Annotated in this window: 21 protein-coding genes; 12 read left to right on the top strand and 9 right to left on the bottom strand. The window is 69.8% G+C overall.

Annotation, left to right across the window (positions count from 1 at the left end):
* The first annotated feature begins 253 nt into the window (after positions 1-253).
* Positions 254-877, top strand: a complete 624-nt coding sequence (locus tag AB0J69_RS15845; RefSeq protein ID WP_364117384.1) for a DUF1707 domain-containing protein — start codon at positions 254-256, stop codon at positions 875-877.
* A 32-nt stretch (positions 878-909) separates the two neighbouring features.
* On the opposite strand, the gene AB0J69_RS15840 is transcribed toward AB0J69_RS15845, so the two are convergent.
* The 4 genes from AB0J69_RS15840 to AB0J69_RS15825 form a co-directional block, all read right to left on the bottom strand.
* Entirely contained in the window at positions 910-1,677 is a 768-nt protein-coding gene (locus tag AB0J69_RS15840) for a sporulation protein (RefSeq protein ID WP_364117398.1), read from the bottom strand.
* A 351-nt stretch (positions 1,678-2,028) separates the two neighbouring features.
* Entirely contained in the window at positions 2,029-2,748 is a 720-nt protein-coding gene (locus AB0J69_RS15835) for a MerR family transcriptional regulator (RefSeq protein ID WP_364117382.1), read from the bottom strand.
* Positions 2,749-2,782: 34 nt separating this feature from the next.
* Positions 2,783-4,570: a serine hydrolase domain-containing protein gene (locus tag AB0J69_RS15830; protein ID WP_364117380.1), complete on the bottom strand. Its 1,788-nt coding sequence runs from the start codon at positions 4,568-4,570 to the stop codon at positions 2,783-2,785.
* 179 nt (positions 4,571-4,749) lie between these two features.
* A complete protein-coding gene (locus AB0J69_RS15825) occupies positions 4,750-5,565 on the bottom strand; it encodes a class I SAM-dependent methyltransferase (RefSeq protein ID WP_364117378.1) in 816 nt (271 codons plus the stop codon).
* 86 nt (positions 5,566-5,651) lie between these two features.
* Between AB0J69_RS15825 and AB0J69_RS15820 the strand changes: the two genes are divergently transcribed.
* A complete protein-coding gene (locus tag AB0J69_RS15820) occupies positions 5,652-6,134 on the top strand; it encodes a MarR family transcriptional regulator (RefSeq protein ID WP_364117376.1) in 483 nt (160 codons plus the stop codon).
* A 78-nt stretch (positions 6,135-6,212) separates the two neighbouring features.
* The gene (locus AB0J69_RS15815; RefSeq protein WP_364117374.1) at positions 6,213-6,416 is read left to right on the top strand and encodes a hypothetical protein; all 204 of its coding nucleotides are present in this window, start codon (positions 6,213-6,215) and stop codon (positions 6,414-6,416) included.
* Between the two features lie 192 nt (positions 6,417-6,608).
* Here the strand turns inward: AB0J69_RS15815 and AB0J69_RS15810 are convergent, their stop codons facing one another.
* Positions 6,609-9,803 (bottom strand): tetratricopeptide repeat protein, encoded by a 3,195-nt coding sequence (locus AB0J69_RS15810; protein ID WP_364117372.1) that lies wholly within the window; start codon positions 9,801-9,803, stop codon positions 6,609-6,611.
* Between the two features lie 382 nt (positions 9,804-10,185).
* Here AB0J69_RS15810 and rox point away from each other — a divergent pair, with 382 nt between their 5' ends.
* From rox to AB0J69_RS15795, 3 genes are all read left to right on the top strand, one after another.
* A complete protein-coding gene (rox, locus tag AB0J69_RS15805) occupies positions 10,186-11,610 on the top strand; it encodes a rifampin monooxygenase (protein WP_364117396.1) in 1,425 nt (474 codons plus the stop codon).
* Positions 11,611-11,860: 250 nt separating this feature from the next.
* Positions 11,861-13,018 carry an ROK family transcriptional regulator gene (locus tag AB0J69_RS15800; protein ID WP_364117370.1) on the top strand — a complete coding sequence of 386 codons (1,158 nt, stop codon included), beginning with the start codon at positions 11,861-11,863 and terminating at the stop codon, positions 13,016-13,018.
* A gap of 14 nt (positions 13,019-13,032) precedes the next feature.
* Positions 13,033-14,784, top strand: coding sequence for a glycoside hydrolase family 36 protein (locus AB0J69_RS15795; protein ID WP_364117368.1), 1,752 nt, complete (start codon positions 13,033-13,035; stop codon positions 14,782-14,784).
* Here AB0J69_RS15795 and AB0J69_RS15790 read toward each other — a convergent pair.
* The 4 genes from AB0J69_RS15790 to AB0J69_RS15775 are packed head-to-tail and all read right to left on the bottom strand — an operon-like array spanning position 14,761 to position 20,460.
* Positions 14,761-16,347 (bottom strand): hypothetical protein, encoded by a 1,587-nt coding sequence (locus AB0J69_RS15790; RefSeq protein WP_364117367.1) that lies wholly within the window; start codon positions 16,345-16,347, stop codon positions 14,761-14,763. The genes AB0J69_RS15795 and AB0J69_RS15790 overlap by 24 nt on opposite strands.
* Positions 16,344-17,543, bottom strand: coding sequence for a hypothetical protein (locus AB0J69_RS15785; protein WP_364117365.1), 1,200 nt, complete (start codon positions 17,541-17,543; stop codon positions 16,344-16,346). The genes AB0J69_RS15790 and AB0J69_RS15785 overlap by 4 nt, the downstream gene beginning before the upstream one ends.
* A gap of 17 nt (positions 17,544-17,560) precedes the next feature.
* Positions 17,561-18,718 carry a CBM35 domain-containing protein gene (locus AB0J69_RS15780; protein ID WP_364117363.1) on the bottom strand — a complete coding sequence of 386 codons (1,158 nt, stop codon included), beginning with the start codon at positions 18,716-18,718 and terminating at the stop codon, positions 17,561-17,563.
* Positions 18,715-20,460, bottom strand: coding sequence for a glycoside hydrolase family 97 catalytic domain-containing protein (locus AB0J69_RS15775; RefSeq protein ID WP_364117361.1), 1,746 nt, complete (start codon positions 20,458-20,460; stop codon positions 18,715-18,717). Before AB0J69_RS15775 ends, AB0J69_RS15780 begins: the two co-directional genes overlap by 4 nt.
* A 180-nt stretch (positions 20,461-20,640) precedes the next feature.
* On the opposite strand from AB0J69_RS15775, the gene AB0J69_RS15770 reads away from it, so the two are divergent.
* The 6 genes from AB0J69_RS15770 to AB0J69_RS15745 all read left to right on the top strand — a co-directional run bounded on the left by AB0J69_RS15770 (position 20,641) and on the right by AB0J69_RS15745 (position 26,456).
* On the top strand, positions 20,641-21,948 hold the full coding sequence (locus AB0J69_RS15770; RefSeq protein ID WP_364117359.1) for an alpha-L-fucosidase: 1,308 nt from the start codon (positions 20,641-20,643) through the stop codon (positions 21,946-21,948).
* A 19-nt stretch (positions 21,949-21,967) separates the two neighbouring features.
* Positions 21,968-23,389 carry a sugar ABC transporter substrate-binding protein gene (locus AB0J69_RS15765; RefSeq protein ID WP_364117357.1) on the top strand — a complete coding sequence of 474 codons (1,422 nt, stop codon included), beginning with the start codon at positions 21,968-21,970 and terminating at the stop codon, positions 23,387-23,389.
* On the top strand, positions 23,386-24,285 hold the full coding sequence (locus AB0J69_RS15760) for a sugar ABC transporter permease (protein ID WP_364117356.1): 900 nt from the start codon (positions 23,386-23,388) through the stop codon (positions 24,283-24,285). Before AB0J69_RS15765 ends, AB0J69_RS15760 begins: the two co-directional genes overlap by 4 nt.
* A gap of 10 nt (positions 24,286-24,295) precedes the next feature.
* Positions 24,296-25,207 (top strand): carbohydrate ABC transporter permease, encoded by a 912-nt coding sequence (locus tag AB0J69_RS15755; RefSeq protein WP_364117354.1) that lies wholly within the window; start codon positions 24,296-24,298, stop codon positions 25,205-25,207.
* A gap of 62 nt (positions 25,208-25,269) precedes the next feature.
* A complete protein-coding gene (locus AB0J69_RS15750; RefSeq protein ID WP_364117353.1) occupies positions 25,270-25,566 on the top strand; it encodes an AraC family ligand binding domain-containing protein in 297 nt (98 codons plus the stop codon).
* Positions 25,563-26,456, top strand: coding sequence for an aldo/keto reductase (locus AB0J69_RS15745; protein WP_364117351.1), 894 nt, complete (start codon positions 25,563-25,565; stop codon positions 26,454-26,456). Before AB0J69_RS15750 ends, AB0J69_RS15745 begins: the two co-directional genes overlap by 4 nt.

Raw genomic sequence — 26,456 nt, 5'->3', positions numbered from 1 at the left:
ACGCTGCGCCTGGCCGTACCCGCCGAAGAGGTCGCCCTGCGCCCGGAGACCGCCGACATCTACGGCGTCAAGAGCCTCCCGGTCACCTGGGACGCGTAACCACAGGGCGCGGGCTCGTACCGAACGGTCGCGCCGGTAGGCGTCAGGTGAGCGGCCGAGAAGAGCAGCGATGAACGAGCAGCGCCGCCGGATCCTGCGAATACCAGCCGAGGCAAGAGTGACACCGCCACGGGCCAACAGAAGGGAGCACCCGATGACACAGGAAATCCGCGTGCAGGGTCTGGAGAAGTCCTCCTCACCGGCGCTGCGCGCGTCCGACGCGGACCGCGACCGGGTCACCGAGCTCCTGCGCATCGCCGTCGCCGACGGCCGGCTCGACCCGGTCGAGTTCGACGAGCGGCTGGACGCGGCGCTGACCGCCCGCACCCTCGACGCGCTGGCCCCGCTCGTCACCGACCTGGTCGCGGTGCCGGGCAGCGCCGGCGCACTCACGCTGCCGCTCGCCGGGACGCCCGCTGAGCCGGCCGCCGAACTGCTCACCATCAAGGAGCGGCACGGCTCGGTGCGCCGTGACGGCCGGTGGACGCTGCCGCACCGGCTGGCGCTGCGCACCGCGTGGTGCGACGTGCTGCTGGACCTGACCGGCGCCGTGCGCAGCTCACCCGAGCTGGTCATCGAGCTACGGGTGAGCGGCTGCAACGTGGAGCTGGTGCTCGCGCCGGGCATGGCGGTGGACGCCAACGGGTTGTCGGCGCGGCACAGCACGCTGGCGATCAGCAGGCACACCGACGACACACCGGAGGCGCTGCGCATCCGCCTGACAGGCCGGATGCGGCACGGACGGCTCGACGTCCGCCGGCAGACGCCGCCCCGGTGACGCGGCGCGGCTCGAACGGACGCACCGACCGGCTACCTGGCGCCCCGTCCTGGGCGAGTCACCAGCCAGCGGTCGATCTCACTGGGCCAGTCAGTATGCAGCGCTTCCTCATGACTCATCTGGAAACGTTCGGCATGGGTGCGGCGGCTTGTGAGCTGATCCGCCTCCAGCACCACGACCAGCTCGGACGAACTCGGCACGAACGTCACGTCGACCTCGTGCACCGCTCCGGCGTGATGGTCCGGAGGATAGAACTTGATCTTCTGGAGGAACGGCAGTCCGTGATACGCGTCCGCTTCTCGACTCGCCTGCAGGACAGCGGATTTGAAGGGACAGCCCAGTCGCGCGAACGCCTGCAGCACCCGTGACTCTGAGGGCGCTGGCCAGACGGCGACCCGGTCGAGATCGCTCCTGCCCACGTTCGTGGCGATCGCGACCTCGGTACGCACGCCCAGTGCCATGCCCGGCAGGTGCCGGCCGCCGATCTCGCTGATGGGTGTCCCCCACGGGACCGCGGCCCGGAAGGCGATCGCTCTTTCCTCGCCCGGCCGCAGGACGACCGGACCCGAGACCTGAACCTGCGAGAACTCCTCGATTGGATGGTGGCCGCCGCCTTCCTGCGCCGGCCGTGGCGAGGTGATCAGGCCGAGGCCGAGGCCGATCCGGTCGATCGCGACGTCAACGTCACCCCCCTTCAGCCGTACTTCGCCGGACAGCACACCGCCGGGCTGCGTTCGCGGTGTGGCCAGGAGCGTGACCACGGAGGGCGCGCTCGCCCCGCCGGCATCGGACAGCCGCATGAAGATCACAGTTGATCTCCCGCCTCGCAGGGATCGAGCCACTTGCCCGTCTGAACGACCAGGCTATGGCCTGAGTTCCAGTGGGTCATGACATCCTGTCGTCCCAACCCGATCAGGCGTCGAATGGCCTCGCCGCGCGGTGCGGTCTGAGCCGGTCGGAGACCGCGGCGGGTGGGCTGGCCTGCGTGCGCGCCGTCCGCTACAGCCCGCAGGATCGCGAGGTGCTGATCACGGGCAACCGGCACGAGGATGGGGCGGAGATCCGCGTGATCGACCGCGGCCCCGGTGTCGGCCTCGGCCTCGCGCTCTCACGGGGGCTCACCAGGAGCCCCGCATCGTGGCCGTGCCACACTAGCCGTTCATGATCTGGGCGAGCCGGTCCCAAGCCGGGGACGACGCTCCGGGCTGGGATTGCACGGCCAACCGGGCGATGGCCGCGTTCTGGACGGGGCGGGTCTCGGATCGGCTGTGGTGCTGGGTGAACCAGTTCCGGGTACGGTCCGCGAGGGCCGGAAGGCGCGGATCGTCCGGCGACCAGTCGTAGGCGGCGTCATGGTCGAGGTAGAGGGCGACGAACTCGGGGTCGCTCATGAGCTCGCGTTTTTCGGCGATCCACACGGCGGCGTCCTCCGGTGAGGCGGTCTGCATCAGGATCCAGCCGTCGCGTTCCAGGTTCCGCTGACGTTCGCTCACGCCGAGCCGGCGCAAGTCGTCGAGGTAGTCGGCGACTTCAGGGGAGACGAAGAGCCGGTCACCGCCGCGCAGCTGGGCGAGGTGCTCGCGGGTTTGCCCCAGCTGCGCGATGCGGTCCTGGAGATCGTGGTCGATCTCGGCGATGGCCGCCGTGAGCGTGGCCGGATCGGCCTCAAGAAGATCTTTGATGCGGACCAGGGGCACGCCCGCATGCGCCAGGGTCCTGATCTTGACGAGGTCGATGGCGTCTTGGGCGGTGTAGCGCCGGTAGCCGGAGGAGTCACGGTCGGGCTCGGTGAGCAGACCGCGCTGGTGGTAGTGGCGGATGGCCTTGATGGTCACTCCGGCGTAGTCCGCGAGCTGGCCAATCGTGAGCATGCCGGACATCCTTCCATCCGGTAGGTCGGAACGGTCAGGCCCGTCGGGTCAGGCGGCCGCCGCCGTTGCGGAAGCGCGCCGAGCCGTCGCGGACGTCGTGGTAGGAGACGAGCAGCAGGCGCAGGTATCCGTCGAACGCCTCCAGCGGGTATCCGGCGGGCGCGAAGAGGCCGGGCCGGATCGGCACGTAGCGCTGCGGGGGTGCGGAGGTCGTGCCGCCGGCGAACTCCGTGAAGATCCGCTCCTGCGAGGCGTCCGCCGGTTCGTAGGTGGTCCGCTCCTCGAGCTGGCCGTCGACGATGCTGACGTCGATGCGGAGCTGGTTGGAGCGGTAGGTGCCCACGTAGGGGGTGAGGTCGACGTCCTGCTCCACTTCGGTGACCAGCGTGGGGATCGGGACACCGAGGTGCTCGCTCAGGAGCCACTGGAGCAGCTGGTCCTGCAGCATGATCGCCCCGGGGGTGTTGCCGTAGGCGGTGAAGACCAGGTCGTGTTCGGGGACGACGCACAGGATGGACACGCCGCCGGGCGACGCGCCCGACATGGCCAGGACGGTCGTGTCGCCGAACGGGTACCGCACCCAGCCCAGGCCCATCGGGGGGACGTTCGGCGTCGCCATGTCGTACGAGACCTGCTGCATCACCGCGGTCGACTCGGCTGACAGGACGCGTGTGCCGGCGGGGGACACCCCGCCCGCGAGGTGGGTGCGTCCGAACGCGAGCAGGTCGGCGACCGTACCGATCGGCGTGCCGCCGGCCGGCCCCCAGGTGTCGGGCAGCATGAACATGCCTGTGGGCTTGGCCGCCATGGTCTCGGGGTCCGGGAAGTGGCCGATCGCCGTGCTGCGCAGGATGGCCTGCTCGGCCGAGGTGCTGGAGTCCTTCATGCCGGCGGGTGCGTAGATGTCGCGCTCGAGCAGGTCGGGGAAGGGCGTGCCGGTCACCACTTCCAGCAGGCGGCCGGCGACGATCATGCCGCCGTTGGAGTAACTGAGCTGCTCACCGGGCTCGAACAGCAGGCCGCAGTCGCTCGCGAGGCCGGTGACGTAGGTCTGCAGGGCGTCGCGGCCCTTGGCGTCGGGGAAGAACAGGTCCGCGTCGATGCCGTTGGTGTGGGAGATCAGATGCCGGACGAGGATCTTGTCCGCCGCGCCCGGCGCGTTCAGGGCGAATTCGGGAAGGTACGTCACGACCGGCGTGTCGAGGTCCAGTAGGCCACGATCGACCTGCTGCAGGACCAGCGTGGTGGTCAGGACCTTGGTGACGGAGCCGAAGAGGAACCCGGTGTCGGTGAGCATCGGCGCGCCGGTGGAGACGTTCGCGGTGCCGTGGGCGACAACCGTCTGCTCGCCGGCGTGGTGGACACCGGCGACGAACCCGGGGACGTTGTTGGACGCGCAGTAGGCGACCACCTGCTCGCGGATCTTGGCTTCGACGGTGTGCAGTGCGTTGTTGTTCATGCGACGATCGTCGGACCTTGACCCAGGGGCAGGGTCAAGCCCCGGCACCAAGAAGGCGAAACGGCGGATCAGCCAGCGCCCGCGTTGGACCTGGCGGTGCCCGTACGGCAGCACCAGCGCGAGCACGGTGAACCCGGCGACGGCGCGGCGCGGCCGGTTGCGGATGGCGGAGATGGTCACCGCGACCGCGCCGGACGGCATCAACCCGGCCGTCGCGGAGGCACCGTGCTTATGTCGTACGCCGAACCCGCCGCGCCCCTCGAACAGCGCGTCCGTCCACGTGGCCGGCGCGTCGGGCGAGGCCGACACCTCGGCCAGCCCCACGACGACGACCACAGCGTTCAGCCCGAGGAAGATCGTCACAGCGGGACGGCCACCCCGACCGCCTCGGCGAAGCCATCACTTCACTCGGCCCTACCGCCGCAGCACGAGAACCGGCCCAGAGTCGAACCCGGCATGAGCGAGCCGAGAAGCACCCAGGAGACCGTCTCCGCCGACAATGTCCCGCAGGTGGCAGCCACGGCGGGCGTGCCGGGCCGAACTCAGAACCGGAAGCGCACGATGCGAGTGGACCGTTTCATGCCCGGCAGCAGGTTCATGAGGCGGTACATGCGGCGGATGTTCGCGGGGGCCTTGGCCATCAGGAGCGGGGAGTCGTTCATCGGCGCCTCGTCGACGTACTCGAGCCGCGGGTGCCAGTCGGCCAGCGCGGCCGGGGTGTTGAAGCCGCAGTGGAACTGGGCGTCGTATTTGCGCAGCATGGGGTCCCATTTCGAGGTGCGCCACGCCCAGACCGACACCGTGTCGATCTGGATCTGGCCGGCGGGGAAGGCGTCGACGACGCTGGTCAGCAGCCGCCGGACGTCCGGCTCGGTCAGGTAGGGCACCAGTCCCTCGGCGATCATCAGCACCGGCCGGTCGTGGGGGATGCGTTCCAGCCAGGTCAGGTCGGTGGCGCTGGAGCCGATCAGGGTGTAGTGCTCGCGCGGCGGCAGGAACCGTTGCCGCAGTTCGATGACGGCGGGGTAGTCCAGGTCGTACCAGTCGACAGTGGCGGGCGGGTCGATCCGGTACGCCCGGGCGTCGAGGCCGCAGCCCAGGTGCAGGACCACCGCGTCGAGGTGATCGGTCAGGAAGCTCCGGGCCCAGTCGTCGTGGGCCTTGGCGCGGACCACGGCCACGAGGCCCAGCTGGCTGGTGCCGAATCTGCGCTGGTCGTAGCCGGGGTCGAGGCGGCGCATCACCTGCTCGGCGTATTCGTCGCCGAGGATCGGGTCCGGCAGCCGGTTGTCCAGAGCCTTGGCTTTGAGGACGGGGCTGAGGGTCTTCTGCACTCCGACGAGTTCGGTCTCCTTCACAACAGGGACGCTACTCTTATTTCACGAATTTCGTGAAATATCTGAATGATCTAAACTGTGAGGCCCACGACGAGGAGGGAGCCGCGGTGACGCGAGCGGACGAGGGCGCCATCGCCGGTTTCCGGGAACGGTTCGCGCAGATCATGGTCGAATCCGGCATGCCCCGGATGGCCGCGCGCGTGTACGCCGCGCTGCTGGTCACCGACTCCGGCAAGCTGACGGCCGCGGAGCTCGCCGGGCAACTGGGCGTCGGCGCGCCGGCGATCTCGGGAGCGGTCAAATACCTGGTGCAGGTGCGGCTGGTCGAACGTGGTCGCGAACCCGGCACGCGGCACGACTTCTGCCGGATCCACGAGCACACCTGGAGCCACTTCATCAGCCAGTCCGACCCGGTGCTGGTCCGGGTGCAGGCCGGCGCCGACGAGGGCACCGCGCTCCTGGGCCCTGACTCCCCCGCCGGGCGACGGCTGGACGAGACCGGCCGGTTCTTCGCGTTCATGCGCGAGGAGATCAAGCAGTCGATGGCGAAGTGGGCGCGGCTCCAGGCGCCCGGACGCGACACGGGCTGAACGGCCGGGTCGAGGACCAGCCATACCGCTTGACCTGCACGGACGACCGGGCCCTGGGATCGTGTTCGGCGCACCTCCGTGTTCGTCACCCACAGCGTCGAGGAGGCGATCTTCCTCGGCAGCCGCGTCATCGTGCTCACCAGCAGACCCGGCCGGATCGCCCTCGACCTCGACATCCCCCTGCCCCGCACCGGCCTGGAGCCCGACGAGCTCCGAGCCCTCCCCGAATACGCGGCGCTGCGTGCCACCGTCAGCCACGCCGTCCGCGACGCCGCCGGTTGAAACCCACCCGAACAGGAGCGCACGTGTCCACGTCACTTGCCGCCCAGCTCACCCTGCAGCCTGGTAGGAGAGGTTCGAGGTGAACCGTACAGGCGCGCTGGTACGACGACGGCAGCCGCGACTCACACGCGTCGTCCTGGCCGGTGTTGTGCTTGGCGCGGTATTGGCGATCGGAGTGTTCAGCCAGGCGGATCACCCACGCATCCAGTCGGGAACGTCCTGGCCGGTGATCGCGCGGTACTCGCGGGAGACCCCCGCGGAGTCGCCCGCGTGGGCAAGGCACAGCTGTGCCATGATCGTGTAGATGATGTCCCGGCCGTGGTCGGGCAGATGGCGACTGGCCGGCAAGGCGTGCAGCAGGGGTGCGACCGATTCGCGAAACCTGGCCTCCTCCACCAGGATGAGCCCGAGGACTGTCAGAGCCTGCACATACGACGGCATATGAGCGACCGAGTCGAGCTCGGCCAGCTGCGCGTACAGGACGACGGTCTCCTGCGCGAGCGGGACAGCCTCGGCGCGCCGCCCGACCCCCGCCAGCCGAAGCGCGCAGTTGTACAGCGAGAGCGCCAGATCCGGCAGATACTCGGCCCGGTCGAGCTCCACCATCTCCCGCCACAGGGCCACCGCCTCCTCGGCGACCGGGGCCGCCTCCGCCGCCCGCCCTGCCTCGGCCAGCCGCCCGGCGTGGTTGTTCAACGCGCTCGCCAACATGGGCAGGTGAGGCGGGCGATCGAGCTCCGCCAGCTCCCGCCACGAGGCCACCGCCACTTCGGAGTACGGGAGCGCCTCGGCCCGCCGCTCCTCGCCCACGAGCCGCAGCGCGTGCCTGGATGACAGGTCGGCCAGGCTCTCCAGCGTGGACACCAGCTCAGGAAGGCGAACGGCCGGATCCTGCCCGGCCAGCTCCCGCCGCAGCGAGACGGCCTCCGAGAAGAACCCGACCGCCTCCGCCTCGCGCCCGGACGGGACGAGCTTGAGCGCGTAGTTGTGCAGCGAGGCAGCCAGCAGAGGCAGGTAGGCTCTCCGGTCGGAATCGGCCAGCTCCCGGCACACGTCGATCGTCTCCACCGAGAGCCGGATGGCCTCGTCCATCCGTCCGGCCTGTGCCAACAGCCCGATGTGGTTGTTCAGCGACACGGACAGGTCGGGCAGGTGGGCCGCCGGGTTGAGCTCGGCCAGCTCCCGGCACAGGGTGAGGCTCTCCTCGGAGAGGGGAAGCGCCTCGTCCAGCCGCCCTACCCCAGCCAGCCGTCCGGCGTGCCTCTCCAGGGCGGTGGCCAGGTCGGGCAGGTAGGCGGCGGGGTTGAGTGCGGCCAGCTCCCGGCCGATGGTGACGGCCTCCTGCGAGAGCGGGACCGCTTCGGCCCGCCGCCCCATGTCTGCGAGCTGGAGGGCGTGGTTGATCAACGACGGGGGCAGGTTGGGCAGGTGGGCGGCGCGGTCGAGCGCCACCAGCCGCCGCCGCAGGAGAAGGGCCTCCTCGGAGTGCGGGAGCGCCTCGTCCAGCCGCCGCGCTTCGGCCAGCGAGGCGGCGTGGTTCGCCAGGGCGGTTGCCAGGTCCGGCAGGTGGGTGGCCGGGTCGGCGGCGGCCAGCTCACGCCGGAACGCGATGGCCTCGTCGAGCAGCGGGAGCCCTTCGTCCCGCCGGCCCAGCGACATCAGCCGCGTGGCCTGGTTGTTCAGGGAGGCGGCCAGGTTGGGCAGATGCCTGGCGCGGTCGAGCGCCGCCAGCTCGCGCATGATCTGGACGGCCTGCTCGCCCTCGGCGAGGGCGCGAGCGTGCAGCCCGGCATAGCCCAGGCGGATGGCCAGATCCTCGTGGACGCGGGCCTGCAGGGCGGGCTCCGTGGTGGCCGCCAGCCGATGCCGCACGAGCCGGGAGGTCACGGCGGCGATGCCGATGTCCAGGTCGATGTGCCGGTGATCCGGCAGGACGGCCGCGATGCCCTCCAGGAGATCGGGATCGATCCCGTCCAGCGCGGCCAGGGCGGCCAGGGTGGCGCTCCCGGCCTGCAGGGCCAGCTCGGGGTACGCATCCAGCAGCGGGTACAGCTGGCCGGCGGCCAGATGCGGCCATCGCCGCGCGGCCTCCACCAGAGTGGCCAGCGCGTGGGGCGCCCACACCCGGCCGGGGTCCTCCACCGGTGTCTCCTCCGCCGGCGCGAGCAGGCGGGCCGGTGCGCCGTCGGCCCATGGGTCGGCCGGGAACTCATGAGAATGGCCGGAGGTCATCAAGGCGACGAAGTCCTCGCCCAACCGGTCCGGGTACAAGGGCTCCAGGACCGTGTCCCGCGCCCCCGGGTAGCAGACCGCGTGATCCTTGAGAAGCTGCCCGGGAGCCTCTCCGGAGTCGATCCCGGCCAGGGCCAGCGCCGCCCTCCCGTCGGCGTGGCCGAGCCGGCCGGTCAGCGTGGCGGTGTAGACGACCTGCCCCAGCGCGTCGGGAGTCGTACGGAGCGGGTTGTCGCGAGTGGGCGCGGACATCGCCTCCCAGTGATCGCGCTCGCGGGCCAGGAGGAAGGCCGACACGGTCGCGGGGTCGGCGGGCGGGGGATCACCGCGGTCGTAGGCCAGCACCGCGGCCAGCGCGGCCATGTGCACGGTCAGCACCAGCCGGTAGGCCTCGTGGCGGGCCCACGCGGGTGGCGGGTCCACATTCCCGGCGTCCGGTATACCGAGCAACTCGGCGAACCGGTCACGCGCCGCCTCGAACAACCCGGCGCGCGTGACGCCGGGCCCGTCCTCCAGCGGTCCCAGCTCCGTGCGGCCGGGCGTCAGGTGGACGTCACGCTGGATCCGGTATGCCAGGCCCTGCCACCAGGTGCCGGACGGGCGGGCCAGCAGCAGCACGCGTACCGGCAGCCCCGCGCCGACGCGGGTGTCGGCCAGCAGCGACAGCACGTCGGCGGTGTCCCACCGCTCGGCGTAGTCCACCACCAGCAGCACCCCGGCGGCCCGCGCCAGATCGGGAACGACGAAGGGCTCGGGCGCGGAGCGGTCGCGCCGGTGGTGTGCCGCCAGCACCACCCACCCGTCTCGCTGCCATGTCCGCGCCACCTCGTGGGCCAGGCGCGTCTTGCCCTGCCCGCCCGCTCCGTGGATCAGCCGCACCGCGAGGCCCGGCCCGTCCCGCCAGCGCCGCAGGTCGTCCAGCAGGTCGCGGCGTCCGGTGAACGCGATCAGCCCGTTCGCCGCCTGCAGCAGGCCGCTGGGCCGCGCCCGGGCCTGCTCCGGCGGCGGGGCGGCGGCAGGGGCCGGCCAGACCGCCAGCCGGTACGGCTCCCCGCCGCCATGAACGATCATGTCGCCGGCGGCCTGGTAGATGCGCGCGAACCCCGAGCCGGTTGCCTGCTGGTGAACCCGGCGCACCCCTTCTGGACCGCTCATGACGGTCATCATCGGCCGTACCCGGGACCTGCGCCACCGCGCCGGGCTAATCGGGTCGTGATCATGTGGCCGGGAAAAGGGTTGGACGGGATGATGCTCGGGCTTGTAGCTTGCAGGCGACCGTGACACCGCCCGAGGAGGTGAGCCCCATGAACGCTGTATCGATGTGGGTGCTCCCCCTTGCCGTCACGGTCGGGCGATCGAGGTAGGTGTCGCCGGGAGCGCCTCGCCAACAAGGCACTCCCGAAAGGCAACACCTATGCACTCTCCGCAGGCCACCGCCGAGCTGTCGTCGAACGACAGGGTCGAGCGTGGCTCCACCGTGGGCGAGATCCCCGGAGTTCTCCGGTCGCCGGCCTCCGGCACCGATCCCGCGCCCCTCATCTTCGATGTGATCATTGCCGGGTGCGGGCCGACCGGTGCGATGCTGGCCGCCGAACTGCGGCTGCACGATGTGCGAGTACTCGTTCTGGAGAAGGAAACCGAGCCCGCGTCGTTCGTCCGCATAGTCGGTCTGCATATGCGCAGCCTCGAGCTGATGGCGATGCGCGGGCTGCTGGAGCGGATTGTCCAGCATGGAAGACGGCGTCCGGCCGGTGGTTTCTTCGCCGCCATCCCCAAACCCGCGCCCAAGGGCCTGGATTCCGCGTACGCCTATCTGCTGGGCATCCCGCAGCCGGTGATCGAGCATCTGCTCGAAGAACATGCGCTCGCACTGGGTGCGCACGTCAGGCGCGGTTGCGCGGTCACCGGTTTCGAGCAGGACGACCAGGGGGTGACCGTCGAGCTGGCCGACGGGCGACAGCTGCGTTCGCGCTACCTCATCGGCTGTGACGGCGCGCGCAGCACGGTGCGTAAACAGCTCGGCGTCGGCTTCCCCGGCGAGCCCTCACGCACCCAGACGCTGATGGGCGAGATGGAAGTGGGCGTGCCGCAGGAAGAGATCATCGCCAAGATGACCGAAATCCGGGAGACCCAGCAGCGATTCTGGCTCCGGCCCTTCGGCGAAGGCATCTACAGCGTCCTGGTCCCCGCCGCGGGAGTCAGCGATCGCGCGGAACCGCCCACCCTCGAGGATTTCCAACAACAGTTGCGCACCATCGCCGGAACCGATTTCGGCGTGCACTCCCCGCGCTGGATGTCCCGCTTCGGGGACGCCACCCGGCTGGCCGAACGCTATCGGGTCGGGCGGGTGCTCCTGGCCGGCGATGCGGCACACATCCATCCACCCATCGGCGGGCAGGGCCTCAACCTGGGCGTTCAGGACGCCTTCAACCTCGGCTGGAAACTGGCCGCACAGATCCGCGGCTGGGCCCCGGACACACTGCTGGACACCTACCAGGCCGAACGTCGTCCGGTCGCCGAGGACGTGCTGGACAACACCCGCGCCCAGACGGAACTGCTGTCCACCGAGCCCGGCCCGCAGGCCGTGCGCAGGCTGCTCACCGAACTGATGGACTTCAACGAGGTGAACCGCTACCTGATCGAGAAGATCACCGCGATCGGCATCCGCTACGACTTCGGCGAAGGCCCCGACCTGCTCGGCCGCCGCCTGCACGACATCGACGTGAAACACGGCCACCTCTACGGTCTGCTGCATCGCGGCCGCGGCCTGCTGCTGGACCGTACCGAACGCCTGACCGCCGGCGGCTGGTCAGACCGGGTCGATCACCTCGCCGATCCCACTGCGGCACTGGATGTCCCGTGCGTCCTGCTACGCCCCGACGGCCACGTCGCCTGGATCGGCGACGATCAGCACGACCTGGACGCCCACCTCTCCCGCTGGTTCGGCAAGCCCGCCGACTGATTCCGCCTGAGCAACCGAAAAGGCCCGTGAGAAGGATCGGTACGGCGGGTAGCGACTGACCGTCGGGAGGCTGGAGGCAGCATCAGCCGTGGTGCTCTGGCGCTTGGCATCCGAGTGACGACCGGAAGCCGGCGGAAGAGCACCACGGGGCGGATCGGCGCAGGCGCATCTGCAGCCGCCGAGCATGGGAACGTTCCAGGCTCGTCGCATTCAATTCTTGACGAAGTTAATTAGTGGTACGATCGCGCACATGCCGCCTCGCCTCGCTGTCGCCACGCGCGCTGAGACCGCCGTCTTCACCATGGTGCTCGTCCAGGGTCCGGTTTCCCGGGTGGAGATCGCCAGGCGCAGTGGCCTGTCGTCCGCGGCCGTGACCAAGGCCGCCCGCCCGTTCATCGAGGCCGGCTACCTGGAGGAGCTGGCGGCCACCGAGCGGACGGGGCCCGGCGCCGGACGTCCGGCCAGCCCACTGGCCATCAGGCCGGACCGGGAGTTCTTCACCGGTGTGAAGATCACCGACGACGAGCTCATCGGCGTGGTGACCGACCTGCGCGCCCGCCCGGTGGCCTCGGCGCACCGGCGACTGGCCACGACCTCGGCCGAGGGCGTGGTCGAGGCGCTGGCCGAGCTGGTCGGCGAGCTGCTCGCCACCGACCCCGCCTACCGCGAGCGCTGCCATTCGCTGGGCCTGGCCGTCTCGGGCGACGTGGACAAGGCGCACGGGATGGTGCGCTACTCCCCCTTTCTGGGCTGGCACCAGGTGCCGCTGGCGCGGCTGGCGGCCGAGGCGACCGGGCTGAGCGTCACCGTCGAGAACGACGTCAAGTCGCTCACCGTGGCCGAGCAGTGGTTCGGAGACGGAGTGGGCGCCTCGTCGTTCGCGCTCGTCACCGTGGGGATCGGGATCGGCTGCGGGCTGGTGGTGAACGACCGGGTGGTGGCCGGCGCCCATGGCGTGGCCGGGGAGATCGGCCACATCCCTGTCGGCGGCGACGAACCCGTGTGCCACTGCGGCGGAAGCGGGTGCGTCGAGGCCATCGCGGGGACGGCACCCCTGGTCGCGGCGGTGCGCGCGGTCACCGGTGACGCTTCCATGGACATCGACGCGGCCATCGACGCCGCTCACGCCGGGGATCAGGCCGTGCGTGAGGTGTTCGACCGGGCAGGGCACGCCATCGGCCTGGCCATGGCCGCGATGGCGAACCTGTTCGGCCCCGAGCGCATCATCGTGACCGGTGACGTGGGCGGCCTGGCCGCCTACGACCTGTTCGAGGAGCACCTCAACCGGTCCTTCGCGGCGCAGGCGTTCGGGGCGGCGGCCGACTGCCGGCTGCTGCTGCGGCCGCGCACGTTCGAGCAGTGGGCGCGCGGCGCCGCCGCGGTCGCCATCCAGACCCTCTTCACCTGAGCAGGGAGCGTCGAGTGAGCGTGGCACCCGGAATCTGGCAGCCGCACGACCAGGCCGAACGGCGGGAGGAGGTGCGCATCCCGGCGGCGGGTCTGGAGCTCACGGGCACGTCCGCGGCCGCGCTGACCTGGACGGTGCACGAGGAGAGCCCGGGGGTCGTGGAGGTGCGGGTCGTCCCCGACCGGGCGGCCGAGGTGCGGCTGGGCTGGCGGGTGCCCTGCGTGGACGCCACCGCCTTCTGGGCCGCCGACGGTGGTGAGCATCGCGGGCTGCCGCCCTTCTGGCGCAGGCCCCGCACGGCTGCGCTGGAGAAGAACGCACCGGTCGGGTGCCTGATCGGCGCCGGGGACGTGGCCCTGTGCACGTTCGCGGCCGGTGAGGTCGTCAGGCCCGTGCGCACCCGGACCGGAGTGGTCGAGGAGACCGGCGAGTTCGGGTTCTGGGTCGAGCACGAGGCCGATCCCGGAACCGGTCTGCTGCTGCGGATCGACCTCTCCCGGCGGCACTTCGCGACGACGCTGGCCGGTGTGGCGGACTGGTGGGGCACCCTGCACGGCCTGGGCCGCGACGTCCCGCTCGCGGCGCGGATGCCCGCCTACTCCACCTGGTACGCCATGCAGCAGCACGTCGACGCGGCCGGCGTGGAACGGCAGGCGGGCCCGGCGGCAGCGCTGGGCTGCGAGGCGATCATCGTGGACGACGGCTGGCACAGCGACGACCGGGGGCGCGGCTACGGCTATGTCGGCGAGTGGCAGCCTTCCCCCACCTCGTTTCCGGATATTTCAGCGCATGTCGCGAAAGTTCATGGCGAAGGTCTCGCCTACCTGCTCTGGTACGCCCTGCCCTTCGTAGGCCGCCACACCAAGCTCTGGGATCGCGTGCGACCGTACACGCTGGTCTACAAGGAGCACATGAACGCCGCCATCCTGGACCCGCGCTACCCCTACGTCCGCGACCTGCTCGCGGGCCACCTCACGCGGGCGGTCACCGAATGGGGCATGGACGGCCTCAAGATCGACTTCATCGACCAGTTCGCCGTCGAGGACCCGCCCCGGCCGGGCCCCGAGGCCGACTGCGCCACGGTGAACGAGGGGGTGCGCAGGCTCCTGGCCCAGTTGCCCGAGGAGTGCCTGGTCGAGCTGCGGCAACCGTACGTGAGCCCGGGCCTGTGGCCGTACGCCACGATGATCCGCGCCTCCGACTGCCCGCTCAGCCCGGCGCACAACCGGCAGCGCACCGTGGACCTGCGGCTGATCGCCGGGCCCATGGCCGTGCACGCCGACATGCTGATGTGGCACCCGGACGAGAGCCCCCAACGGGTCGCGACCCAGCTCATCAACGTGCTGTTCGCGGTGCCGCAGATCTCGGTCGACCTGACCACGCAGACACCGGCGCAGGCACAGGTGCTGCGGTTCTGGCTGGCGTTCTTCCGGCAGCACGTCGATGTGCTGCAGCGGGGCGACTTCGCACCCGCGCGCCCTGACCTGGCCTACCCGCAGGTGACGGCCCGCTCCGGCGACACGGTGATCGTCGGCAGGTACGCGCCGATGCCCGTGGCGGCGCCCGCCACCGGCACGCTGTGGGTGGCCAACGGTGACGCCTCCACTGACGTGCTGCTCCAGACCTCCCACCCCGGTACGGCCCGGGCCACGGTCCTCGACTGCCGGGGCCGCACCCAAAGCGACGACTTCGTGGACCTGACCCCCGGGTCGGTGGAGATCACCGTCCCCGAGGGCGGGCTGCTACGACTGGAGACCACCGCGTAGCCGGTCCAGGAACTGCGCCTCGTACAGCGAGGGCGGGAGGAGCCCCGGCTGGTTCGCACCCTCGATGTAGCCGGCCGGTTGCTGGAAGGGGCCGTCGCCGGTGACCGTGCCGTGGCAGCCGATCGCGTAGTTCTGCGCGGTCGGCGGCTTCTGGACGATCAGCCTGCTGGTCGCGACGTCGCAGTTCCAGGCCACCGAGTGGGCCGCCGACCAGCCGTGCGAGGTGCCGTAGCGGCCCCGGTTGTACAGGCCGAGCGTGTAGTCGTAGTGCGGGTCCACGTCCTTGTGGCCGTCGAACAGCAGGCCCTGGGACCAGCGGCGGTGACCCTCGCTGGAGTTGAGGGCGTACTCCGACGTGCCACGCAGGAACACCACACCGGACACCGTGCTGTGGCCGTTGGAGACGAAGGCGTGCCTGGCCTTGTAGGCGTGGCAGTCGCGGAAGAGCACCTGCTGCGAGTAGACGTAGGTGTTGAAGTTGTAGCGCCTGCTGCCGGTGACGATGCTGACCGGGTCGATGGCCCGGCAGTTCGCGACGGTGGCCCGGGTGGTCTCCTGGGTGGCGACGCCGGCCTGGGTGAAGTGCAGCATGGTGCAGTCCCGCACCCACGAGTCCTCGGTCCGCAGCAGGACGATCGCGTTGTAGGCGTGCTCCTCGTCCTGTTCGGGGTCGCCGTGGTACTCGATGTCCACGCGCAGCCGTTCCACGCCCACCTCGGTGACGAGCCCGGCCCGGTCCCACCTGAAGAGGAAGGAGGTGGCGTGGGCGCGGTTGAGGTGGTTGAAGACCGGCACATCGATCTTCACGACATTTCCTGATACGTCGCGTACATAGCGGTTGTAGTAGATGGGGTGCTCGCCGACCTTCCACGGCGGCCCCACGTCGTGGCCGCCGTAGTCGATGGCCTTGAGCCACTCCTCGGTGCAGGGATGGGTGATGATGATGTTGTCGCCCGGGCGCAGCGTCCCCGGGTCGGCCACTGCGAACTCGCGCGACCCCACCTGCACGAACCCGGTGGTGATGTCGGTACGGGTGCCCGGCACCTCGCCCGTCCAGCCACCGCCCGCGGCACCGCCGACCACGATGACGTCGCGATCCTCAGGTGTGTTCCCGGTGGCCTTGATGATCGTGTCCGTGGCCGGGTCGCCGCCGTCGCCCACGCCGCGGAGCACCGTGCCGCTGGCCCGCACGTACAGGGTGCCCGCCACCGGGTACACCCCGGGCAGCATGAGCAGGGCGCCGCGCCGGGCGCGGGGCAGTGCCGCGATCGCGTCGAGCGCCGCCTGGATGTGAGCCGTGTTGTCGCCCTCGATCGGGCGGATGGTCTTGACGACCGGCACGTGCGGGATGGGCCGCTCGCCGTTGCGGTAGCCGGCGTGGCTGAAGTCGGGGATACGGTTGCCCTCGGCGTCCTGCTCGTAGACCAGACGTCCGTGCCGGTCGTGGCGCACGAGCCGGGACTGCCAGATCGTGGTGGCGCCCGCGGGCCGCGCACCGGCCGCCGCCAGGGCCAGCGCGCCGCCCGCGGTCAGCACGGCGCGCCTGCTGAGGTTCTGTCTCATGGGCTGATGACAATCTTGTCGAGCTCGGGTGAGCGAGCGGTGTGGCTGTAGAACCGGATGGTGTTGACGCCGGCCACCAGGTTCACCGGCACGGTGGCGGTGGTCACCGTGTCCTTGGTCCCGGTCATCGGCACCTGGACGGCGTCACCGCCGTTGACGCTGACCGAGAACGTCTGTGAGCCGTCCACCAGCGCGTGCACGGTCAGCTGCCGGGGCCCGGTGGTCTCCGACAGCACGCCCTTGACCACGGCGTAGTCGTAGATGTTGCCGCCGATGAGGATCACCTTCCGGCCGCCGGAGCAGACGGCGCAGTAGGCGGGCTCGGCCGCGCCCTCCCAGACGTTGCCGACCCGTTCGGCCTCGTACGTGCCGGGGCTCCGGTCCGGCGGCGGCAGCCGCACCGGCGGTGTCGCCGGCCCGAGCTGCTCCGCCTTGAGGTCTTTGACCAGCAGGTACGTCTCCTGCAGCCCCGCGCTGTTGATGCTGCGGTAGATGCCCCACTTGGGCCGGTTGTACTGTTCCTGTGTCCACCACAGGTCGACGTTCTCGGCCTTCTGGTCGACGATCGTCCGCCGCCCGTCCTTGAGCACCCAGCGCAGGTAGCCGTCGTCGCCCGACCTGAACTCGATCGTGGTGTCGATCCACCGGTTCTGGATCGGCACGAGGTCGGCCGTGGCGAAGTCGTGGGACTTGTTGTCCTCCAGCGTCCAGTAGCGGGCCGCGATCTTCGGCACGCCGTTCACGACCGGGAGCGAGAGCTGCGCGAGCGGCGTGCCGACGTCGGAGTTCTTGAGCTGCCAGATGTGGGTGAAGCTCGTGGTCGCGTCGAGGGTGTCCGGGATGTACATCTGGTAGCTGATCCGCCAGGTCTCGTCCTTGCGGATCTCCAGCGGGCGGCCGTCGGCCGCACGCATGCCGCGTACCTCGTTGCGCATGCGGTCGGACCCGTCGCGGTCCTCGAGGTGGGCGTCGAACCGCCAGGCGTTGCCCTGGACGCGCACGTGCGGCTGGCCCTCGGGGTGTGAGCCGCGCCGGTCGTCCTCCAGCGCTTCGAAGGCGTTCACCCCGTCGCGCCACGGGGCCGGATTCCACCGCGTCTCCCAGCGGGGAGCCACGGCGTGGGCGGGCGGGGCGATCGTGAGGATCAGCGCGAGCGCCGTCAGCACGCCCGCCGCCCGCCGGCCGCGCGTCCGCATCGAAGAGCTGCCGGGCGTCATGAGAGCGTCACTCCGTCCAGGTCGGGCGCGCTCGCGCTGTCGTTGAAGAAGCGGATGGCGTTGGCGCCCGCGTTGAGCTGCACGGTGATGGCCTTGGAGACGGGGTTGGCCCAGTCCGGACCCGTCAGCGAGACCGTCTGCGGTGCGCCGCCGTTCACGCTGACCTGGAAGCTGCGGGTGCCGCTCACCACGCCGCGGATGGTGAGCTGACGGGCGCCCGCGGAGGAGGACTGGACGTTGAGCGTGACCGCGTTCGCGGAGCCGCCGCCGATCCAGCCGACCTTGGTGCCGCCCGAGCAGCCGGAGCAGGACGCGGTCCGCGCCGTGCCGCTGAAGGAGCCCTGCTCGGCCTCGTAGGACGAAGGATCCTCGGCGCTGCCGGTGAGCTGGTGCGCCTGGAGGTTCCTGATCAGGAGGTAGGTGTCCTGCAGGCCCGAGCTGTTGATGCTGCGATAGATCCCCCACTTGGGCCGCAGGTACTCGTCGTCGCCACGCCACAGGTCGGTGTCGTCCAGGCGCTTGTCGACGAGCGTGGTGGAGCCGTCCTTGAGCGTCCAGCGCAGGTAGCCGCTGTCGGCGGCCTTGAACTCGAAGGTGGTGCTCAGCCACTTGCCCTGGATCGGGTTGAGATTCGTGCTGCCCACCTCGTGGGTCTGCTCCGCTTCGTCCCAGTACCGGACGTTGATCTTCGGTGTGCCACCGGAGATCGGCAGCGACATCGTGTAGAGGGGCGCACCGGATCCGGGTGTCTTCATCTGCGCGATGTGGGTGAAACTGCTGGTGGCGTCGAGCGAGGTGGGGATGTACAGCTGGTAGCTGATCCGCCAGGTCTCGTTCTCGAGGATCTTGAGGTACGTACTGCCGCTGCCGGTGCGCATGCCCTTGACCTCGTTGCGCTGCCGGTCCGAGCCGTCGCGGTCCTGGGTGTGCATGTCGAAGCGGTAGGCGTCCCCGGAAACGTAGATGTGCGTCACGCCGGGATGGGAGTCGGCTCGGTCGTCCTCGATTCCCTCGAACGCCTCGGCGACGGTGTCGTCCGCCGGGTTCGGGCTCCAGCGCGGCGTCCAGGCGGCGGCCGAGGCGGCGGGGGCCTGCAGGGCCGCGACGGCGGCGAGGGCCAGGGCGGCTAAGCTCGCGGTCGATCGCTTCGTCATGGGGTTTCTCTCTTCAGGTGGAGGGTGAACCCGCCGTTGAGGGCGACGGCGAGGTCGAGCTTGTCCCCGGCGCAGACGGTGACCGTCTCGGCGAGGATCCGATCGCCTGGGGCGTCCCGGTAGATGTCGGCCGCCCACTCCCCGTCACCGAGGAAGCCGAGCGGTACCGTGAGCGTGCGGGCCTCGCCGGACACGCCGGCACCGACGTACCACTCGCCGCCGCTCCTCCTGGCCAGCACGATGTGGTCGGCGGGGTCGCCGGACAGCAGCCGCGTCTCGTCCCACGCGGCCGGGACGGCCGACAGCAGCCGCAGCGCCTCCGGCCTGGCTTCGTAGGCCTCCATGCTGTCGGCGAAGTGCTGGATCCCGGACTCGAAGAGCACCGCCAGGGCGAGCTCGAATCCGGCCGAGATGGCGCGCACCCCGGTGAACGTGCACGGCGTGAAGTCCATCGGCCCCTGCACGTTGCGGGTGAACGCCAGCGACAGGTAATGGGTGGCCGGGTAGAGCGGCTCCTTGCCGGGCTTCGGCTTGATCCACTCAGCGCCCTTGACCGCCTCGGCGGTCATGAAGTGGGGCCAGGTGCGCTCGGTGCCGCGCGGGATCGTGCCGCCGTGGAAGACCACCATGAGCTCGAGCCGGGCGGTGGCCGCCAGGACGGCGTCGAACCAGCGCATCCGGTCCTGGCCGTCGGACTCGGTGAAGTCGATCTTGACGCCGGCCGCGCCCCACTCCTTCCACAGCGCGAGCTTCTCGCGGTGCTCCAGCTCGGTGTCGACGTGCTGCCAGTGCGACCAGAGCCACACGCCGACGCCCCGGTCGCGGGCGTAGGCGATCAGCTCTGGCATCCACTCCTTGTTCCAGCCGGCGTCGGCCAGCACGTACGGCCAGCCGTGGGCGGCGGCGAAGTCGACCCAGCGCTTCTGGGCGCCCAGGTCGCGGGTGGAGGGGCCGTCGGACCACCACGACCAGGCGGCCGCTCCCGGCCTGATCCACGAGGTGTCCTCGACCCTGGAGGGCGCGGCGAGGCTGGTGACCAGGTCGCTCTCCACGATCGTGGCCAGGTCTCCCATGATCGTGGTACGCCAGGGCGTGGTCAGCGGAGAGGCCGCGGTCACGTACGGGTCGGGCAGGTCGAGGCGGAAGGCCCGGCCGTCGAAACGCAGGCGTGACCCGGCGTATCCGCTGTCGAGGCCCGCCTCCGTGACGAACAGCCACGTGTCACCGGTCCGGAAGAGCGACGGGTAGCCGTACAGGATGGGCTCGGCGGCGGCGACCGTGGTGTGCCGATGGATCTCCTCATAGTCACAGCGGCCGTTCTCGTACGGGAGCAGGACCGCGCGAGCGTCGGCCGGCACCACGTATTCCGACATTTCCTCGACCACGGTGACCGGCCCGCTCCATGGCACTACATACCGATATGCCACGGCGCCTGCGCCGACACGTACCTGCAGGTCGAGCCGGTGCCCGTTCTTGGTGAACGACAACGTCCACTCCCCTGCCACGTACCGGTGCTCGCGCCGCTTCCCCGTCACCGTCCGGTAGGACTCCTCGACCTGCCGCTCCGACATCCCGGCGAGCCTCAGCCCGGTGCTCAGGTCCTCGTGCGCGGTGCGAAGACCGAGCCTGGACGGCTCCACCACGACCCGCCCGGCGTGCCGCAGTTCCAGCGTGAGCTCTCCCGCAGCGGAGAGGGCGAGCGCCGCCTCCACGTCCCCGTCGTTGAGCGTCCAGTTCGGCACGTGGCCCTCCAGGAGTCAAAGAGATAGGAGGAGTCGATCGCAGCCAGCTGACCGGTCCATGCCCCGCCGGCGGCGGCAGATGAAGCCGTCCGGCTCCCCTCACAGTGGGCATGAGCCTAGGTTGAGACCGGTTTCAATTCAATTCTTGACGAAGTTAATTACCAGGTCTACGGTACGGCCATGCCCCATGGATCAGAGCGAGACGACCAGAGAGCCGGCAACATTCATCCGATCTCTTCCGCAAGACTGGCAGAGTTCCGTGAACAGCGCTTCGGGTTGTTCGTTCACTGGGGGCTGTACGCGCTCGCCGCCCGCCATGAGTGGGTCAAGCAGCGCGAGCGGTTGACGGACGAGCAGTACCAGCGGTACCTGGACCACTTCGACCCCGACCTGTTCGATCCGGATGCGTGGGCGGAGGCGGCGGCCGGGGCAGGCATGCGCTACCTGGTGCTGACCAGCAAGCACCACGACGGCTTCTGCCTGTGGGACTCGGCCCACACGGACTATTCGGTGGCGCACACGCCGTACGGCAAGGACCTGGTCGGCCCGATCATCGAGGCGTTCCGGGCGCGCGGGCTCGGGGTGGGGCTCTACCACTCGCTGATCGATTGGCACCATCCGCACTTCCCGATCGACGGTCTGCATCCGGCGTACCACGAGGGGGTGAGCAATACCGGCCGAAATATCGAGCTATACCGCTCCTATTTGCACCACCAGGTCGAAGAGCTGCTTACCCGCTATGGCCGAATCGACACGATGTGGTTTGACTTCTCATATTCGACGAGAGTCAGGAACGGCCGGCTCACACCCGGCGGAAAGGGCGCGGCGGACTGGCACTCGGAGGAGCTGGCCGCACTGGTCCGCCGGCTGCAGCCGGACTGCCTGATCAACGACCGTCTGGAGATCCCGGGCGACTTCACCACGCCCGAGCAGTTCCAGCCGGCCGCGCCGCCGGCCCGGGTCTGGGAGGCCTGCCAGACGCTCAACGGCAGCTGGGGCTACGACCGCGACAACCTCGACTACAAGCCGGTGGACCTGCTGGTGCGCATGCTGGTCGACACCGTCTCCAAGGACGGCAACCTGCTGCTCAACGTCGGGCCCAACGGGCGCGGCGCCTTCGACCCCCGGGCGCTGGCGACGCTGCGCGGCATCGGGGAGTGGACGCGGCTGCACGGCCGCGCCCTCTACGGCGCCGGCCCGAGCGCGTATCAGGCGCCACCGGACTGCCGCTACACCCAGCGTGACGACCGGCTCTACCTGCACCTGTTCGCCTGGCCGTACAAGTATCTGCACCTGCCGGGGCTGGCGGGCAAGGTGCGTTACGCCCAGTTGCTCAACGACGCATCGGAGACCCGCACGCTGACCCCCGACCCGGCCGTGGACAGCGGGCACACGAAGCTGGGCGCGCTGCCGCCCGGCACCCTGACCCTGCAGCTCCCCGTGCAACGGCCCGACGTGGCGGTGCCGGTGATCGAGCTCTTCCTGTGAAAGGCCCACCCCCATGGAGATGAACCGTCGGCAGATCCTGGCCCTGGCGGCTGCGGCCGCGGCCGCGCCGGTGTTGTCCGCCTGCGGCGACAGCCGCACGCAGAAGCAGGCCGCGGCCCCGGTCAAGTCGGGCGCGCAGGTCATCGACCCGAACCGGCCGGGCAGCGACGCCTGGCCGTTCGAGGAGGCCGAACAGCTCAACAACTCGCTGACCTGGCCCAAGACGAGCGTGCCCGACCCGGCCACCAAGATCGTGATCACCGTGGCGCTCACCACGGACGCCGTCACCGAGGTGCGCAACGCGCAGTTCGACTTCTTCTTCAAGCAGCGCCACCCGAACATCGAGATCAAGCGCGAGTCGGCGCCGTTCGACCAGTTCCTCACCAAGTACATGACGCAGGCGGCCGGCGGCACGCTGCCCGACGTGCTCTACAACCACTACTCCTGGACACAGAACCTCGTCGCCAACAAGGTCCTGCATCCCCTGGACGACTACATCGGCAAGACGCCCGAGTTCGACATGGACGACATCCCGCAGTCCGGGCTCGGCTACTTCAAGCGTGACGGCAGCCTGTACGGCCTGCCCACCGACATGGCGCCCAAGCTGCTGTTCTACAACAAGGACCTGTTCGACCAGGCCGGCATCGCCTACCCCGACGAAACCTGGACCTTCGACCGCCTCTTCGAGACCATGCGGAAGATGACCAGCGGATCGGGCGTCGAGAAGGTCTACGGCTTCTCCCCGATGCCCAAGCCGTCACCCGACCTGACCGCCGTGTTCCTCCTCCCCTACGGCGGGCGGTTCCTCGACCAGGCCGAGTCCAAGGTGATGATCAATGAGCCGGCGGCCAGGGACGTCATGGCCCGGTGGCTGGACCTGCTGATCAAGGACAAGGCCGTGCCGAGCCTGGCCGAGCTCCAGCTGCTGGAGAAGGTGGATCCGTTCAAGTCCGGGCATGCGGCCATGATGATCAACGGCGCCTGGCTGATGCTGGAGCTGTCCAAGCAGAAGGCCTTCAAGTGGGGCGCCACGCACGTGCCCAAGGGGCCCGAGGGCCGCTTCACCCCGGCTGTGGGCAGCGCGCTGGTGATGGCCGAATCGTCGCAGAACAAGGACGCCGCCTGGATCTACATGTACGAGTGGCTGTCGGCCTCCGGCTACAAGTTCCGCCGGGTCGCCGCACCGGCCCGTCAGTCCGCGTGGGAGGACAACGCCAAGGCGCTCGGCATCCCGGCGCAGGAGGTGAAACTGGTCAAGGAAGTCCTGGCCGACTACGCCTCCGACGACGGCGTGCTGCGGCTGCCGGCCAGCAAGAAGGTCGAGAACACCGCCGCGCCGGTCTGGGAGCGGGCGATGCTCGGCAAGATCGGCGTGGACGACGCGCTGAAGGAGATCGCCGGCAAGGTCACGCCCGTCCTGGCCGAGAACAAGGTGGCATGACCACCGTGAGCGCCACCAGCACGCTGGCCCGCCGGGAGGCCCGGCGCTTCCACCTGTTCGTCTCGCCATGGCTGATCGGGTTCGTGCTCTTCAGCGCGGGCCCGATCGTCGCCGCGGTGGTGCTCAGCTTCATGCAGTGGAACCTGCTCCAGCCGCCGAAATGGGTGGGCCTGGCCAACTACGAGCGCATGCTCGGCGATTCCGAGTTCTGGGAGTCGATCGAGAACACCGTGCAGTACGGCGCGGGGGCGGTGGCGCTCGGCGTCACGTTCACCTTCCTGCTGGCGATGCTGCTCAATCAGCCACTGCGCTTTCAGGGCCTGTTCCGTACCGTGATGTACCTGCCCTCGGTCGTGTCGGGCCTGGCCACCGCGCTGCTGTGGCTGAACATCCTGCACCCCGACTACGGACTGATCAACAAGATGCTGGCCTCGGTCGGCATCGAAGGACCCGGCTGGCTCGCCTCCCAGGAGTGGGCCATCCCCGGGCTCGTGCTGATGAGCGTGTGGGGCGCGGGCAACACGATCGTCATCTACCTGGCGGGCCTGCAGGGCATTCCGAAGACGCTCTACGAGGCGGCCGAGATCGACGGCGCCGGATGGTGGCGCAGGTTCTGGAGCGTGACCGTGCCGATGATGTCGCCGGTCATCTTCTTCAACGTGGTGACCGGCTTCATCGCCGCGTTGCAGAGCTATGTGCTCATCCTCGTCATGACCGAGGGCGGCCCCGGCAACGCCACGATGGTGCTGGGGCTCTACATCTACCGGCACGCCTTCGTCTACTTCGACATGGGATACGCGGCCACGCTGTCGTGGGCCATGTTCGTGCTGGTCATCGTCGTGACCGCGATCCAGTTCAGCCTGGCCAGGCGCTGGGTGCACTACGAGTTCAAGTGAGGTACGCCGAGTGCTCGTCGAAACCGCGACGCATGACCGGGGACCCGCGCGCACCAGGCCGGGCCCGCCCCTGACCTCGGAGCAGGCCGAGCGGATCAGGCGGATCCGGCGCAGCGGCGCCTACGTCCTGCTGATCGTCAGCTCGGCGGTGTTCCTGTTGCCTTTCCTGTGGATGCTGACGACCTCGCTGAAGTCGGACGCGGAGAACCTGGCCTTCCCGCCGCAATGGTTCCCCGATTCCTTCCACTTCGACAACTACGTCAAGGGCTGGACGGGCTCGTTGCCGTTCGACAGGTTCCTGCTGAACACCATCGTGATCACCGCGCTATCCATGGCCGGCAACCTCATCTCCTGCGTGCTGCCCGCCTACGCCTTCGCCAGGATGCGGGCGCGGGCGGCCGGCTTCATGTTCGCCGCGCTGCTGGCGACCATGATGATCCCGCGGGAGATCACCCTGGTGCCGAAGTTCATCATGTTCTCCGAACTCGGCTGGGTGGACACCTACCTGCCGCTGGTCGTGCCGGAGTTCTTCGGCGTGGCGCTCTACATCTTCCTGCTGCGGCAGTTCTTCACCACGATCCCGCAGGAGCTCATCGACGCAGCCCGCATCGACGGCGCCTCCGAACTGCGCATCCTGTGGAGCATCATGCTGCCGCTGGCCAGGCCGGCCATCGCGGCGATCTGCCTGTTCTCCTTCGTCGGCAACTGGAACCAGTATCTGGAGAACTCCATCTACCTCCGCTCGATGGAGAAGATCACTCTCGCGCAGGGCCTGGGCATGTTCAACGGCCAGTACGTCACCCAGTACAACCAGATGATGGCCGTCGCGCTGTTGTCGATGCTGCCCATCCTCGTCGTCTTCTTCCTGGCACAGAAGACGTTCATCCGGGGCGTCACGCTCACGGGAATCGCCGGAAGGTGAGCTCTTGAATCACGAACTGCAGCCGTACCGCGGCGGACCGGCCACCAAGGAGGCGGGCGACGGTGCGTAGGAGCACGCTGGCGGACATGCGCGCGGGGGTGTCGCTGCCCGGCTTCCGGGTGGCGTCCGGTGGGGTGTCGACACTCCGCCCCGGCCAGGTGAGCCATGCGCACGAGGCTCACACGCACGTGGACCCGGAGATCTTCCTCATCCTCTCTGGCAGCGGAAAGGTCCACATAAACGGCGAAATTTCACACTTTTCTGGGGGCGATGTGCTCATCGTGGAGGCCGGCGAGGATCACCACCTGGAGGCGGTCTCCGAGGTGGTCACCACCTGGCTGCACCTGGAGCCCGCATGACGCCCGCCGTGGGGCTGGGCGGCGGGCCACTCGGCAACTACGTGCGCGCCGTCTCGGACGCGCAGGCCGCCGCGGTGATGGAGGCCGCCTGGGAGGGCGGCATCCGCTACTTCGACACCGCCCCCTTCTACGGGCTCGGCCTGTCGGAGCGGCGCATGGGCCGCGCACTGCGCCTGCGGCCCCGGTCGGAGTTCATCCTGTCGACCAAGATCGGCCGGCTCGTACGCCCGGGTCCGGGCGACAACGGCGGCTTCGCCGTACCGGATGACCGGCACGTCGAGTGGGACTTCAGCCGCGAGGGGGTCCTGCGCAGCGTCGCGGAGTCCCTCGACCGCCTGGGTCTCGACCACGTGGACATCCTCCTCATCCACGACCCGGACCGCCACTGGCCGCAGGCGCTGAACGAGGCCTATCCGGCGCTGGCGGACCTACGTTCCCAGGGCGTCGTGCGGGCCATCGGTGTGGGCATGAACCAGTCCCCCATGCTGGTGGACTTCGTCAGGCACACGGACCTCGATCTGCTGCTGGCCGCCAACCAGATCACCCTGCTGCGCCGCACGGCCTTCGACGAACTGCTCCCGCTCTGCCTGGATCGCGGGATCCCGGTCATCGCCGCCGGCCTGTTGCACCGCGGCCTGCTGGCCGGATCGCAGCCACCGCCGGACGCGCCCGCCGAGGCCCACGCACTCGCCGCCGTGTGCGCCCGGCACGGCGTCCCGCTGCCCGCGGCGGCCCTGCAGTTCCCGCTGCGGCACCCGGCCGTGCGTACGGTCCTCGTCGGGGCCCATCACCCGGCCCACATCGCCGCCAACCTGCGGGCCCTCGACCACCCCGTCCCGGCCGCCCTGTGGGACGACATCGCCTCTCACTCCACGACCCCCCGGTGGTGA

It is taken from the genome of Nonomuraea sp. NPDC049709 (assembly GCF_040674815.1).
Lineage (GTDB): Bacteria > Actinomycetota > Actinomycetes > Streptosporangiales > Streptosporangiaceae > Nonomuraea.
This window is presented reverse-complemented; position numbering and strand designations above follow the sequence as displayed.

What these genes read in the sequence shown, in the direction of transcription:
- AB0J69_RS15845 (WP_364117384.1), top strand. Translation starts at nt 254, where the DNA reads ATGACACAGGAAATCCGCGTGCAGGGTCTGGAGAAGTCCTCCTCACCG.
- AB0J69_RS15840 (WP_364117398.1), bottom strand. Translation starts at nt 1,677, where the DNA reads ATGCGGCTGTCCGATGCCGGCGGGGCGAGCGCGCCCTCCGTGGTCACG.
- AB0J69_RS15835 (WP_364117382.1), bottom strand. Translation starts at nt 2,748, where the DNA reads ATGCTCACGATTGGCCAGCTCGCGGACTACGCCGGAGTGACCATCAAG.
- AB0J69_RS15810 (WP_364117372.1), bottom strand. Translation starts at nt 9,803, where the DNA reads ATGAGCGGTCCAGAAGGGGTGCGCCGGGTTCACCAGCAGGCAACCGGC.
- AB0J69_RS15800 (WP_364117370.1), top strand. Translation starts at nt 11,861, where the DNA reads ATGCCGCCTCGCCTCGCTGTCGCCACGCGCGCTGAGACCGCCGTCTTC.
- AB0J69_RS15790 (WP_364117367.1), bottom strand. Translation starts at nt 16,347, where the DNA reads ATGAGACAGAACCTCAGCAGGCGCGCCGTGCTGACCGCGGGCGGCGCG.
- AB0J69_RS15785 (WP_364117365.1), bottom strand. Translation starts at nt 17,543, where the DNA reads ATGCGGACGCGCGGCCGGCGGGCGGCGGGCGTGCTGACGGCGCTCGCG.
- AB0J69_RS15780 (WP_364117363.1), bottom strand. Translation starts at nt 18,718, where the DNA reads ATGACGAAGCGATCGACCGCGAGCTTAGCCGCCCTGGCCCTCGCCGCC.
- AB0J69_RS15770 (WP_364117359.1), top strand. Translation starts at nt 20,641, where the DNA reads ATGCCCCATGGATCAGAGCGAGACGACCAGAGAGCCGGCAACATTCAT.
- AB0J69_RS15765 (WP_364117357.1), top strand. Translation starts at nt 21,968, where the DNA reads ATGAACCGTCGGCAGATCCTGGCCCTGGCGGCTGCGGCCGCGGCCGCG.
- AB0J69_RS15760 (WP_364117356.1), top strand. Translation starts at nt 23,386, where the DNA reads ATGACCACCGTGAGCGCCACCAGCACGCTGGCCCGCCGGGAGGCCCGG.
- AB0J69_RS15745 (WP_364117351.1), top strand. Translation starts at nt 25,563, where the DNA reads ATGACGCCCGCCGTGGGGCTGGGCGGCGGGCCACTCGGCAACTACGTG.